The sequence below is a fragment of the Peribacillus sp. P4_C12 genome (assembly GCF_056402095.1).
Genome location: NZ_JBFUIB010000077.1, coordinates 1 through 13,517 on the forward strand (window position 1 = coordinate 1; position 13,517 = coordinate 13,517).

Below are 13,517 nucleotides of genomic sequence, written 5' to 3' on the forward strand. Positions count from 1 at the left end.
CACCGGGGTCTTAACAGGGGGCTGCTGGGCGCTTAAAGGTTCCATCATTGGCATATTAACGACCTATTTAAATTTTAAAATCATGCCCTCTTATTCAATTACACCTGACTTTCAGAGGAAGCAGGCTAATACGTCGATTTCCTGCATATTACAATTTAGAATCGGGCAAGCTATGGTGACTGGAATAAAACTGCTTCGATACTGGAAAGGCGGAAGAGTGAAGTTTAAGTCTAAGAAATTAGCGAAGCTGTCAGGTGATTCCAACAAACAATCGTTTTAGAGTGGAGGAATTTAGATGTCAGATCATCCAATCCAAGGGTTGATGAAAGAGGCAATGGAAAATCTGAAAGAAATGGTTGATGTGAATACGATTATCGGAGATCCGGTGGAAACTCCAGATGGTAGTGTCATATTAACCGTATCCAAAGTTGGGTTTGGGTTTGCAGCTGGTGGCAGCGAATTTGTGATTGACGAAAACCATCAAGGCCAGCAGGGCGCTTCCAAGCAGCCTTTTGGGGGAGGTAGCGGTGGTGGAGTATCCATTACACCAATTGCCTTTCTGATTGTCGGTTCACATGGCGTGAAAATGATTCATCTGGATGAAGGGACGCATCTTCTTGAAAAAATGATGGATTTAGCGCCACAGGTAGTCGATAAGATTCAGTCCATGCTTTCTAAAAAAGACAGTAATCAAAAGCAAGGCAGCAGTCAGCAATCTACAACGAAAAATCAAGAGCCTAAACAGAATTTAGATTTCTAGCTGCGACTCGGCATCCGCCGAGTTTTCTTTTTGCGTAAATTTTTACAAAATTATTGAAAGGCTTGGAACGTTTAAGTTTAACGCATAGTGATTTTCACTTTTCTCAATTCAATTAATTGCAAAATTCCGGTAAAACAAATATTATTAGGCTTGTACATAAAGCAGAAAAAGGAGGAATTTTTAATGGCTTCAGTTACATTTAAAAACAACCCGGTCACTTTAGTAGGACCAGAACTAAAAGTGGGGGACAAAGCTCCTGATTTTACCGTATTGGCTAATGATTTATCACCCGTTACATTAAGTGACTCTAAAGGGTCTGTCCGCATTATCAGTGTAGTTCCATCTGTCGATACAGGTGTATGTGATGCACAAACACGTAAATTCAATGAAGAAGCTGCAAAATTGGATAATGTGAAAGTACTGACGATCAGTAATGATCTTCCTTTCGCACAAAAGCGCTGGTGTGCTGCAAGTGGATTGGACAATGTTCAAGTACTTTCCGATCACCGCGACCTTTCATTCGGTGAAGCTTACGGTGTCGTTATGCAAGAACTTCGTCTATTGGCGCGCTCTGTATTCGTTGTGAACAGCAACGATGAAATCACATTCGTTGAATATGTTAGTGAGGGTACAACTCATCCAAATTACGAAGGTGCAATCGAAGCAGCTAAAGCAGCAAAATAAGATACGATTTCTTAGAAACCGGGCTCATTGTGCCCGGTTTTTTGTTTTAAAGTTTAAAAGGAGGAAATTGTTCATAGGTTTTTAAATTCTAACCATCCGAGAGTGAAATCACAAAGATAATCCATAGAACAGGAAGTATTCCGTATAGACAAACAAAAACATAAAATCCCCACTTTAGAATCTTTTTTAGAATCATCAAAAAAATACAACCCCCCCAGTCATCAACACTATTAAATTAACATATTTACCTTATATTTACTCATGGTGAAAAAAAGGATGGCTCGCGCGAGATTCCTTATATGCGGACTTTCAAATAGGAAAACAGTACGTTAAACAAGSGAAGAATGATAAGCAGGACGTACGACTTGTATCTCTTTCTTCTTACCTATAAAATAGGGACAGAAGCAAACAGGAGGAATAAATAAGTGAAGTCTACCCCAGTTGAACAATTATTTTATGAATTTGATGAAACAGCCCAAATATTGCAAAGTGAACTATCATGTACGTATCTGGATGCCTTAGGAGAAACCGGAGAGAATTTCTTCCAAGGGAAAGTACTACAAGAGGAAATTAGTGAAGTATCGAAGAAAAGGTTAGCAAAGCAATATGCGGATTTTTCACCGGAGAAATATGAAAAGGAAGCCATTCGTAAAGCGTACCAGCTAGCTATATTAAAAGGTATGCAGCAGAGTGTACAGCCGAATCACCATATGACGCCGGATGCAGTAGGTATGTTTGTCAGCTATTTAGTTGGTAAATTTACGAAGAATCAAAAAGAGTTAGTCATGCTCGATCCTGCCGTCGGAACGGGTAACTTACTATTTGCGATTTTGAACCAACTAACGGACAAAGCCATCGCGTCATATGGTGTTGAGATTGATGAAACCTTGATTAGGCTTGCTTATGCAGGTGCCAATCTACAAGAACACCCGCTGCAATTTTTCAATCAGGACAGCTTAGAGCCGCTCTTCATTGATCCTTCAGATGTAGTGGTCAGTGACTTGCCGATTGGTTATTATCCGAATGATGTTCGTGCAACTGAATATGAGTTGAAGGCTGAAAACGGACATTCTTATGCGCATCATTTATTTATCGAGCAAAGTGTTAAGCATGTGAAGGATGGCGGATATTTATTCTTCATTGTTCCGAATAACTTATTTGTCTCGGAAGAAGCCCCTAAGCTGAATGATTTCTTGAAAAAACATACACATATCCAAGGGATGGTTCAGCTACCGCTTTCCATGTTTAAAAATGAAGAGGCTGCGAAAAGCATTCTTATTCTTCAAAAGAAAAAAGAGGATATAGAAGCACCGAAGAAGGCCCTTCTCGTACAACTTCCGAAGTTATCGGATTTCGAAGCGACAAGGTCTGTTATGCAACAGATGGATGATTGGTTTAAAGAGGAAAAATAGATAATAAAAGCTGGTGCCATAGGCATTGGCTTTTATTTTTAGGGAAAAGTGATTATTTTAAATTTTTAAATTTTTATTGGTTGTATCCGCTTACCATGATAAGATTATACAATATACTGCACGTTTCGAAGTGATGATCATAGGAATTGTAGACTAGCTTAGAGTAAAGGAGCAGGATGGATGTCTAAAATTATGGCTATTAATGCAGGCAGCTCTTCTTTGAAGTTTCAGCTTTTTGAGATGCCGAGTGAACAAGTAATTACAAAAGGTCTTGTAGAAAGGATCGGCTTGAAAAATTCCACGTTTACTTTAAGCGTTGAAGGCAAAAAGGTTTCTGAAACGCTTCACATACCCAATCATGAAKTAGCTGTCGGGCTTTTATTAGAAAAATTGATTCACCATCGCATCATAGGCTCATTTGAAGAGATAGATGGTGTCGGGCATCGTGTTGTGCATGGTGGTGAGGTGTTTAGTGACTCAGTCTTGATTACAGAGGATGTAATAGAGGAAATTGAGAAGCTTTCAGATTTAGCTCCCCTTCATAATCCTGCTAATAGCACTGGAATTAAGGCATTCCGGCAAATACTAAGCGAAGTTCCAGCAGTAGCTGTATTCGACACTGCTTTTCATCAAACCATGTCAGCAGGTTCATATATGTATAGCTTACCGTTTGAATATTATGAAAAATATGGAATCAGGAAGTATGGATTCCATGGTACTTCACATAAATATGTGTCCCAGCGTGCCGCAGAAATGATTGGTCGGCCGATTGAACAGCTCCGCTTAATATCCTGCCATTTAGGAAATGGTGCAAGCATTACGGCTATTAAGGGCGGAAAGTCGATTGATACATCGATGGGGTTTACTCCATTGGCCGGAGTTACAATGGGAACGCGTTCAGGCAACATTGACCYTGCATTGATTCCTTATATCATGGAAAAAACAGGGAAAACAGCTGATGAAGTGCTGGATGTCTTGAATAAGAAAAGCGGCATTCTAGCTCTTTCTGGCTTTTCCAGCGATCTGCGCGACATCCAAGTGGAAGCAGATAAAGGCAATGAGCGTGCGGAACTCGCACTTGAAGTGTTTGCTGATCGGATCCACAAGTACATAGGTTCCTATACAGCGAAAATGGGAGGTGTGGACGGCATCATTTTTACAGCGGGTATCGGTGAAAACAGTCAAACCATTCGGGGAAGAATCTTGGATGGCCTCGAATTTATGGGCGTATACTGGGATGAGGATCTGAATCGTACCTTGGGTGTGGAAGCGTTTATTAACGCACCGTATTCCCCGGTGAAAGTGATGGTCATTCCGACCAATGAAGAAATCATGATTGTTAGAGATACTGTAAAAATAGCTTTGAGTGAAAGCATTGAAAACGTGACTTCTTGAATCATAGAAAATCTCCTTACCTATTAATTTTTCGGGTAAGGAGATTTTTCTATGATTGCAATCAACTTATTTGTTAAAAGGTTATTCAATAGATTTGAATCCTCACATGGACCTTCGTAATATCTTTTTGATTTAACATATCCGCGAGTACTRAATCCTCATACCAATCATCTAAAGGTTCTTGAAAAGTCTACCTATGGTATAATTAAGGGAGAATCCACCAATTCTGTACATAGGAGGCTTGATGCATGGAATTCACGAATCGGGAAATAACAATTTGGAATGAAATTAGTGAATGGCAGGAAAACCTTTATCAATATGAGCCAACAGACCTGGCAGCCTTGTATGATAAATGGCTAGAGCAGGGTTTTTCACTGCTCCCAGAAAACGTCCAACAGCAGTTTTTTGAAAAGCTTGATACCTGGCTTTTTCATTTGCATGCCATGGTTCAGAGCTCACAAGTTCAAATAGATGCAAGAGAGCAGATTTTAGCATCAGCACGGATGTTTAATGAAGATATAGAGACACTTAGTGACCTAAATCTCTTGACGATCGATCAGTTGAATTACATAGCGAATCAGCATATTGCTAAGCACCGCTTATATTCTTTTGCACAAGGCGGAATAAGCGGGTCCGGCGGGCTACTTTTACTTGGAAGTGATATCCCGGCCATGACAGTCATCAATGTTAGGACCGTACAGTTGATTGCGATGTCCTATGGTTTTGAAGTAAATACGCCCTTTGAAATGATGCTGGCTTTAAAGGTATTTAATGCAGGAGCAATGCCGAAGAGGCTTCGAGGAACAGCTTGGGAAGAATTGATTCGGGAAGTTCAGACTGCAGAAGATGACTATTTTTATTTGGGAATTGAAGAACTTACAAATCCGACCTGGATGGAACAGCCACTTAAGCAGTTGCTGAAGGCCGTATCCATTACTATTTTTCGAAAAAAACTAGTTCGGGGCATCCCATTTATCAGCATGGCCATCGGAGCTGGGTCCAATTATCAAATGACCCGCAATGTAAGTGAATTTGCCCAAAAGTTCTATCAGTATCGGTATTTACAGGAAAAGAAGGCTGATGAAGAATGAGTGTCAAGGAACACAAAAAAGCCATCACGGAGGCAATTCGCTGTAAGGTGATAACCATTAGTGATACACGTAATAAAGAGACTGATAAAAGCGGCGCTCTAATGATTGAATTATTGAAATTAAAAGGGCATGAAGTGACGGAATATGAAATTGTCAAAGATGAACGTGGAGCGATTCAAGGGGCGGTTACTGCTGGCTGCGAAAACAGCCAGGTAGATGTCATCCTAACTAATGGAGGCACTGGCATTGCCAAAAGAGATGTAACAATCGAGGCAGTTAAAGAATTGATGACAAAAGAAATCCCTGGTTTTGGTGAATTGTTCCGGATGCTTAGTTATCAAGAGGACATTGGTTCGGCGGCCATTTTATCGAGGGCCATTGCCGGAGTAGTGAACAACAAGGCAGTTTTTTCCACCCCTGGATCTTCGGGTGCGGTTCGGCTGGCGATGAATAAATTGATTCTACCGGAATTGGGACATGTCGTTGGTGAACTTCGGAAGGATATATAAGAAAAATGTAAAAAAGCCTCAGCTCTCAAAGCTGTGGCTTTTTGCATGGAATCGGCCTTAATTATGCATCTTTTCACTCACGCCTTGATTAGCTCGATACCAAAGCCATAAGTCATTGATGATAGAAGCAAGTTCGGCAATTTCAGAATTGAGCTGGCAGGATAATACGAAATTACTTTCGTCTGAGAGCTGTAGCTGTTTCCGGTTAATGAAGGATTCTAGTTCCTTAATGCGTTCTGGGATGTTGCCCCGGATATTTTCCCATTGCACGAGTATTTGCTGTTGCTCGCTTTTCGTATATTCATCCCACTCCCGGGACAGGTCAGGAATGGAGATGCCAAGCCGTTCATCATACGTAAATAGCTCTTTCATATTTCCCCCCCTTTTCGAATTTTTCATACCTCTAGTTTACTATATTTTAGCGGATGCATCCATTATGTGTAGGGCCTTAAAATATTAACAAATTATTTAGCAGAATCTTTAAAATACCCCTTGTATTCCGTTTGTAAAAATGATAAAGTACTAATCATAGATTGAATAAAAATAACAACGAATGAATTTTTATTCATACGAAAGGGACGATAAAATATGGGAAATCAAAAAGTTGTATTAGCATATTCCGGAGGACTAGATACTTCCGTTGCAATTAAATGGTTACAAGATCAAGGATACGAAGTTGTTGCATGTTGCTTGGATGTCGGTGAAGGAAAAGATTTAGATTTCATTAAAGAAAAAGCAATCACTGTTGGTGCGGTAAGTTCATATGTGATTGATGCGAAAGATGAATTCGCTGATGAATTCGCATTAACGGCTCTTCAAGCCCATACTTTATATGAAGGAAAATATCCATTAGTATCAGCTCTATCACGTCCACTAATCGCTAAGAAACTAGTAGAAGTGGCTGAAGCAGAAAATGCGGTAGCAGTTGCGCACGGTTGTACGGGAAAAGGAAATGACCAAGTGCGTTTCGAAGTATCCATCTCAGCTTTAAACCCTGATTTAAAAGTTCTTGCTCCTGTTCGTGACTGGAAATGGTCTCGTGAAGAGGAAATTGAATATGCAGCGAAAAATGGCATTCCGGTTCCAATCGGCTTGGCAAGTCCATTCTCGATTGACCAAAACCTTTGGGGAAGAAGTAACGAATGCGGAATCCTAGAAGACCCATGGGCAGCTCCGCCAGAAGAGGCTTATGATCTGACAACTAGCCTTGAAAATACGCCAGATACTGCTGACATCATTGAAATTGGTTTTGAACAAGGTGTACCGGTTACATTAAATGACAAAAATTATAAATTGGCTGACTTGATTGTTGAATTGAATCAAATCGCTGGTAAACACGGGGTCGGACGTATCGATCACGTAGAAAATAGATTAGTAGGAATCAAATCTCGTGAAGTATACGAAGCTCCAGGTGCTATGACATTAATCGCTGCACATAAAGAGCTTGAAGATATCACACTTGTAAAAGAATTGGCTCACTTCAAACCAGTAATCGAGAAGAAAATGACTGAATTGATTTATGAAGGTCTTTGGTTCTCTCCACTTCAAAAAGCATTGGCTGCATTCTTGAAAGAAACGCAAGTGAATGTAACAGGTACAGTTCGTGTGAAACTTTTCAAAGGCCATGCGATTGTTGAAGGAAGAAAATCTGAGTACTCTCTATATGACGAAAAATTAGCGACCTATACAAAAGCAGACGAATTCGATCATGATGCAGCAGTTGGATTCATTAAATTATGGGGACTTCCAACGAAAGTGAACAGCATGGTCAATAACAAGAAGGTGACAGTGTGAGCAGCAAGCTTTGGGGAGGAAGATTCACAAAGTCTGCAGAAGAATGGGTAGACGAGTTTGGAGCTTCTATTTCCTTTGACCAGGAGCTTGTCCTTGAAGATCTTCAAGGCAGTCTGGCTCATGTAACCATGTTAAAGCAGTGCAGCATTTTACCTGAAGAAGATGCAGATCAGATTATTTCAGGTCTGAAAAGTTTACAGGAAAAAGCAGAAAAGGGCGAATTAACTTTTAAGGTTGAGATGGAGGATATCCATCTTAACCTAGAAAGTATGCTTATTAACGAAATTGGACCAGTTGGCGGAAAGCTGCATACAGGCAGAAGTCGTAATGACCAAGTTGCAACAGATCTTCATTTATACATGCGTAACCAAACGAAAGTCATTGTGGAACTCATTAATGACTTGCAAGAAGCGATTTTGGAACAAGCGAAGAAAAATGTGGAAACACTTATTCCAGGTTATACACATTTACAACGGGCACAGCCGATTTCATTTGCACATCATTTAATGGCTTATTTTTGGATGCTTGAGCGGGATAAGCAGCGCTTTACAGAAAGCTACAAAAGAATAAATATTTCACCATTAGGTGCAGGGGCGCTAGCTGGGACAACTTTCCCTATTGACCGAGCTCTAAGTGCCGAGCTACTGGGCTTTGATGGTATCTATGAAAACAGTCTGGATGCTGTGAGTGACCGTGACTTTGCCATCGAATTCATGAGTAACAGTGCGACTATGATGATGCATTTATCTCGTTTCAGCGAAGAAATCATTCTTTGGTCAAGCCAGGAATTCCAATTTGTTGAATTAGACGATACGTTCTCAACGGGAAGCAGTATCATGCCACAAAAGAAAAACCCTGATATGGCGGAATTGATCCGTGGTAAAACAGGACGGGTTTATGGTAATTTAACAGGATTATTGACAGTATTAAAAGGACTGCCGCTTGCTTATAACAAAGATATGCAAGAAGATAAAGAAGGCGTTTTTGATACGGTCAAAACTACTGTTGGCTCACTGAAAATTTTTGCTGGTATGATTTCGACAATGAAAGTGAAAGCAGATGTCATGGAAAAAGCAACAAAAAATGACTTCTCTAATGCAACGGAATTGGCCGATTACCTTGCTTCAAAGGGTATGCCTTTCCGTAAAGCGCATGAAGTTGTCGGCAAACTTGTATTATTCTGTGTCCAAAATGGCTGCTATTTGGTAGACCTTAGCATAGAACAATTTAAGGAAGCTTCAGAGTTGTTTGAAAATGATATTTACGATGCATTAAATCCTTACGAAGCAGTTAAACGTCGTAACAGCGCTGGTGGTACAGGCTTTGCGCAAGTACAGCTGGCGATTGAAAAAGCGGAAAAACTGGTTAGTAAATAACATCAAAAAAAGCTCGTTCACCAATTTCGGTGAACGAGCTTTTTTGACTATCATTTTTTATCAATATTCGTACGCACGACGATTACATCGCAGGTTGAATGGCGAACGATGCCTTCTGACACACTGCCAATCAAGAAACGTTCGACAGCATTAAGACCTGTTGCACCGCATACAATCAAATCGATTGTATGTTTTTTCGCTAAATCTCTTGGAATTTGAACTTTAGGAGAACCATATGCCACTTCAGTTTTAACGTTGGCAATCCCGGATGCAATGGCTTCCGTTTTATACTTTTCCAATAATTCATTGGCAAAGGTTTCAGAGTGATCACGGATAGTCATATCATAAGCTTCAATAGTAGGGAAATTCCTTGTGTCCACGATATGTGCAAGCACAAGGGTCGCGTCACTGAGTTTTGCTAAATAGATTGCCTTTTTTAAGGCCCACTCTGCTTCTTCCGAACCGTCCACTGCTACTAGAATATTTTTATAATCTATACTATTCATAGTGAATCTCCTCCTTCTATTTCATTCCTATTATATAATGATTTACCAGGTGCATCTTGTCTCAATTGTAACAAATTAGCGAATGTTTCAATCGTACTATCTTAAGATTTGCAGACTCTTTGGATACTTCGTCAAAACTTCACAGCCTGTATCGGTGATATACAGATCATCTTCAATCCTGACCCCTGCAACATTTGGTACATATATACCTGGTTCAATCGTATAAACCATTCCTGCTTGCAGTTCGAGTGAATTTGTTTCCGTTAAGGACGGGTATTCATGGATGCTGATGCCGAGTCCGTGACCAAGGCGGTGCGGGAAGTATTCACCGTATCCTTGATTTCTGATAATATTTCTGGCTGTCAAGTCAATCTCCGAACAGGAAACACCAGGCTTACTGGCTGTAACCGCAGCCTCTTGAGCTTTTCTAACCGTTTCATAGATATCTGCTTGTTTATCATTGATGTCACCATAAGCAACCGTTCTAGTGATGTCAGAGCAGTATCCTTCAAAGACGACGCCTAAGTCAAAGAGGACAAGGTCGCCACGCTGAACTTTCGTAATGCCTGGTGTGCCATGAGGAGAAGCGCCATTTTTACCTGTCAGGACCATGGTAGAGAATGACATTTGGCTCACTCCAGCCTTTTTCATTTCGAATTCAATAGCTGCTAGAATCTCCATTTCCGTTTTACCCTCATGGATTTCATTGACACCCACTTCAATTGCAACGTCAGCGAGACGACATGCTTCACGGATTTTGACCATTTCACCTTCTGACTTGATCATCCTCATCCTTTGAAGTTTTTCTTCAGCTGAAACGAGTTTTGGTGCAGCAAAGTAGTGCTGAACTTTTTCATAGCGTTCTACATTCATATGTTCTTTTTCAATGGCCATTTTTTTCATGGTTAGTCCACGTTTGCTAACTGCTTGCTGAACTTTTTCCCATGGATTTTCAATATCGGTGTAACCAATGATGTCTCCATTCCATCCAGCTTGTTTAGCATCCGAAACTTCCATTTGCGGACAGACCAGGAATGGTTCGGCGTTGCCAAAAATGGCAAGTGCAAGAAGTCTTTCATGCGGATTGCTTAAAAAACCGCTGCAATAGAAGATGCTATCTGGAGATGTAAGGAAGGCTGCTTCAATTTCATTGGTTTGCAGCCAATTTTGTAATTCATTCAAACGTTCATTCATGACTATACCTCCATTAATAAGATATAATTACCTTAGCAATATATGAAAAAATAGTAAATGGCAAAGCCTTAAGAAATTATTGATTAATAAAATAGTGGGTATCAGAAGGGAGCATCAGAAATGAAAGTATCTTTTCATGGTCATGCAATTGTAAAAGTTGAAACGAAAGGAAAAACAATTTTATTTGACCCGTTTATTACAGGAAATGAATTAACGGATTTGAAGGTAGAAGAAGTGAAACCGGATGTGATTATCTTAACACATGGTCATAATGACCACGTTGGTGACACGGTTGAATTGGCGAAGAAGCATGATGCACTTGTCATCGGCATTGCCGAAATTGCCGACTATTTAGGAGCTCAAGGCGTTCGGACCCACGGAATGAGCATCGGTGGTGCATTTGAGTTTGAATTTGGAAAAGTGAAGCTGACACCAGCGTTCCATGGAACAGGTTTCACTACAGAAGATGGCCAAATTATCTATTTAGGGATGCCAGCCGGCGTGTTACTTACTGCAGAAGGAAAAACAATCTATCATGCAGGTGATACAGCAGTGTATTCTGACATGAAACTGATAGGCAAACGACATCCAATTGACTTGGCATTTCTGCCAATCGGCGACAATTATACCATGGGACCGGAGGATGCAGCACTTGCAGCGGAATTCCTTAAGGCCAAGCAAGTAGTGCCGATTCATTACAATACGTTCCCTGTCATTAAACAGGATCCGAACAAATTCATTGACTTGCTTGAAGAGGAAAATGGACTAGTCATGAAAGTCGGAGATGAAATCGAATTATAAGAGGAACGGGAGCCTTAAGGGGCTCCCGTTTTTATATGTGTGAAAATTAGCCGAATGGATGGTGGAGGAATTAGGTTTAGATAATATCGGTATCAAAAAAGGAGCTAGAGAGAATTATCTGGAATTAACTGGAAGTGGTCAGGATGATTTTTCATAATAATAATATTATATTTTGAGCAGAAGTCATGAACATAAGGAGAAAATAAATCTAGTTCATTCACATATGAGTCAAGATTCTTTTTTTCTTTTGCAGGCATAAAATGAATAGATGGAAAAAAGGAGGGATTGGATGAAACAGAGGTTATTGTTGTGTTTGCTTTTGTGCGGGGTGATGCTGTATTATGCAGTGCCACGTCTGTCGCTGGAAAGCGGCGGATTGGAGAGCTTGTTTGCTGGATCTTGGCTGTTGTTTGCGTTATTGGCGGTAGCCGGAAACTTGACGGGGATTCTATATTCTCCTAAGAAACACAAAGTCAAACGGAAGATGGAATACAAAAGGTTGCGTCAATATTAGTAGTTGTTTGATAAACTAGGCTCTTTGACCTTATAATGGAGAATAGGAATACCGTGAAAAGGGTGAAGCGCTTGGCTACAAAGCATGAACAAATATTAAAACATATCGATGGACTGCCTGTTGGGGAGAAGATTTCCGTCCGCCAAATTGCTAAAGCATTGAATGTAAGTGAAGGTACGGCGTATCGAGCAATTAAAGAGGCAGAGAATCAAGGCTATGTAAGTTCCATTGAGCGGGTTGGTACGATTCGTATTGAGAAAAAGAAAAAAGAAAATATTGAAAAGCTCACGTTCGCTGAGGTTGTTAATATTGTAGACKGACAAGTTCTAGGTGGGAAAACGGGTCTTCATAAGACATTAAATAAATTTGTTATTGGGGCTATGAAGCTAGATGCCATGATGAGATATACAGGTGCAGGAAATCTGCTGATTGTAGGGAACCGTACCCAGGCCCATGAGCACGCGTTAAAAGCGGGTGCCGCGGTGCTGATTACCGGTGGTTTCGATACTGAAGAACCTGTTAAAAAATTAGCCGATGAATTGGAAATGCCAGTCATTTCTACGAGTTACGATACATTTACCGTAGCAACCATGATCAACAGGGCGATTTATGACCAATTGATTAAAAAGGAAATTTTGTTGGTAGAGGATATTTTGACTCCTGTTCAAGAAACGACCTTTTTAACAGTAGGTGACCGGGTTCAGACTTGGCATGAACTTAATCAGGAATCAGGGCACAGCCGTTTCCCTGTTGTGGATGAGAATATGAAGGTTCAAGGTATGGTCACATCAAAAGATATTATGGGTCAGGAAGAGTTAACGCTCATTGAAAAGGTGATGACGAAAAATCCGATGACCGTAGGCGATAAGATGAGTGTCGCGTCTTCTGCCCATATGATGGTGTGGGAAGGCATCGAGTTGATTCCAGTCGTAAACGACAGTCATATTCTAAAGGGAATAGTGAGCAGGCAGGATGTATTGAAGGCACTGCAAATGAGTCAAAGGCAGCCGCAGGTGGGCGAAACGATTGACGATACAATTACGAGTCAGCTTGTTATGACTTCGAATCGCGGGAAGGGCGAGGAAGTGTATAACTATGGCGTCACTCCGCAAATGACCAATTATCTTGGTACCATTTCAAGCGGGGTTTTCACGACTTTGGTTACCGATTCAGCAAACCGGGCACTTAGAAGCTATAAGCGTGGAGACTTAGTCGTTGAAAATATGACAATTTACTTCATCAAGCCAGTCCAGATTGACAGTACGCTTGAAATCCATCCGCGAGTGCTTGATGTGGGACGTAAATTCGGAAAAGTAGATGTCGAGGTGTTTAACCAAGGCAAACTTGTCGGTAAGGCGATGCTTACTCCTAGTGAAAGAACAATCAAGGTGACAAGAATAGGCATTGTTAATAATTCCCCCAATTTAACATATGTACCTTATTATTGTAGCGGGAAACTTAAAAGAATGCCACCGTAAACA

Annotated in this window: 15 protein-coding genes; 12 read left to right on the forward strand and 3 right to left on the reverse strand. The window is 40.6% G+C overall.

Going from position 1 to position 13,517, the window contains the following annotated elements; all coding sequences use genetic code 11:
- From AC1DUW_RS12700 to AC1DUW_RS12730, 7 genes are all read left to right on the forward strand, one after another.
- The coding region (locus AC1DUW_RS12700; RefSeq protein ID WP_477642678.1) for a DUF2953 domain-containing protein at positions 1-280 on the forward strand (280 nt) is incomplete at its 5' end.
- Positions 281-295: 15 nt separating this feature from the next.
- Complete coding sequence (gene ytfJ, locus AC1DUW_RS12705; protein WP_053347296.1) at positions 296-760, forward strand: GerW family sporulation protein; 465 nt, start codon at positions 296-298, stop codon at positions 758-760.
- Between the two features lie 183 nt (positions 761-943).
- On the forward strand, positions 944-1,444 hold the full coding sequence (tpx, locus tag AC1DUW_RS12710; RefSeq protein ID WP_053347295.1) for a thiol peroxidase: 501 nt from the start codon (positions 944-946) through the stop codon (positions 1,442-1,444).
- Positions 1,445-1,869: 425 nt separating this feature from the next.
- A complete protein-coding gene (locus tag AC1DUW_RS12715; protein WP_053347294.1) occupies positions 1,870-2,856 on the forward strand; it encodes a class I SAM-dependent methyltransferase in 987 nt (328 codons plus the stop codon).
- A 180-nt stretch (positions 2,857-3,036) separates the two neighbouring features.
- The gene (locus AC1DUW_RS12720; RefSeq protein ID WP_477642679.1) at positions 3,037-4,251 is read left to right on the forward strand and encodes an acetate kinase; all 1,215 of its coding nucleotides are present in this window, start codon (positions 3,037-3,039) and stop codon (positions 4,249-4,251) included.
- Positions 4,252-4,499: 248 nt separating this feature from the next.
- Positions 4,500-5,342, forward strand: coding sequence for an EcsC family protein (locus AC1DUW_RS12725; RefSeq protein WP_053347292.1), 843 nt, complete (start codon positions 4,500-4,502; stop codon positions 5,340-5,342).
- Positions 5,339-5,851, forward strand: a complete 513-nt coding sequence (locus tag AC1DUW_RS12730) for a MogA/MoaB family molybdenum cofactor biosynthesis protein (RefSeq protein ID WP_053347291.1) — start codon at positions 5,339-5,341, stop codon at positions 5,849-5,851. Before AC1DUW_RS12725 ends, AC1DUW_RS12730 begins: the two co-directional genes overlap by 4 nt.
- 57 nt (positions 5,852-5,908) lie before the next feature.
- Here the strand turns inward: AC1DUW_RS12730 and AC1DUW_RS12735 are convergent, their stop codons facing one another.
- Positions 5,909-6,223: a hypothetical protein gene (locus tag AC1DUW_RS12735; RefSeq protein ID WP_053347290.1), complete on the reverse strand. Its 315-nt coding sequence runs from the start codon at positions 6,221-6,223 to the stop codon at positions 5,909-5,911.
- A gap of 216 nt (positions 6,224-6,439) precedes the next feature.
- Here AC1DUW_RS12735 and AC1DUW_RS12740 point away from each other — a divergent pair, with 216 nt between their 5' ends.
- Together AC1DUW_RS12740 and argH are read left to right on the forward strand one after the other, a co-directional pair.
- Positions 6,440-7,645, forward strand: a complete 1,206-nt coding sequence (locus AC1DUW_RS12740; RefSeq protein WP_053347289.1) for an argininosuccinate synthase — start codon at positions 6,440-6,442, stop codon at positions 7,643-7,645.
- On the forward strand, positions 7,642-9,021 hold the full coding sequence (argH, locus tag AC1DUW_RS12745) for an argininosuccinate lyase (protein WP_053347288.1): 1,380 nt from the start codon (positions 7,642-7,644) through the stop codon (positions 9,019-9,021). The genes AC1DUW_RS12740 and argH overlap by 4 nt, the downstream gene beginning before the upstream one ends.
- 50 nt (positions 9,022-9,071) lie before the next feature.
- Here the strand turns inward: argH and AC1DUW_RS12750 are convergent, their stop codons facing one another.
- Together AC1DUW_RS12750 and AC1DUW_RS12755 are read right to left on the reverse strand one after the other, a co-directional pair.
- The gene (locus AC1DUW_RS12750) at positions 9,072-9,527 is read right to left on the reverse strand and encodes a universal stress protein (RefSeq protein ID WP_053347287.1); all 456 of its coding nucleotides are present in this window, start codon (positions 9,525-9,527) and stop codon (positions 9,072-9,074) included.
- A gap of 96 nt (positions 9,528-9,623) precedes the next feature.
- Positions 9,624-10,721 (reverse strand): M24 family metallopeptidase, encoded by a 1,098-nt coding sequence (locus AC1DUW_RS12755; protein ID WP_477642680.1) that lies wholly within the window; start codon positions 10,719-10,721, stop codon positions 9,624-9,626.
- A 120-nt stretch (positions 10,722-10,841) separates the two neighbouring features.
- On the opposite strand from AC1DUW_RS12755, the gene AC1DUW_RS12760 reads away from it, so the two are divergent.
- From AC1DUW_RS12760 to AC1DUW_RS12770, 3 genes are all read left to right on the forward strand, one after another.
- Positions 10,842-11,522 carry a metal-dependent hydrolase gene (locus AC1DUW_RS12760; RefSeq protein WP_053347285.1) on the forward strand — a complete coding sequence of 227 codons (681 nt, stop codon included), beginning with the start codon at positions 10,842-10,844 and terminating at the stop codon, positions 11,520-11,522.
- Between the two features lie 285 nt (positions 11,523-11,807).
- Positions 11,808-11,984, forward strand: coding sequence for a hypothetical protein (locus AC1DUW_RS12765; RefSeq protein ID WP_477642681.1), 177 nt, complete (start codon positions 11,808-11,810; stop codon positions 11,982-11,984).
- Between the two features lie 123 nt (positions 11,985-12,107).
- Positions 12,108-13,514 carry a DRTGG domain-containing protein gene (locus AC1DUW_RS12770; protein WP_477642682.1) on the forward strand — a complete coding sequence of 469 codons (1,407 nt, stop codon included), beginning with the start codon at positions 12,108-12,110 and terminating at the stop codon, positions 13,512-13,514.
- Positions 13,515-13,517: the final 3 nt, after the last annotated feature.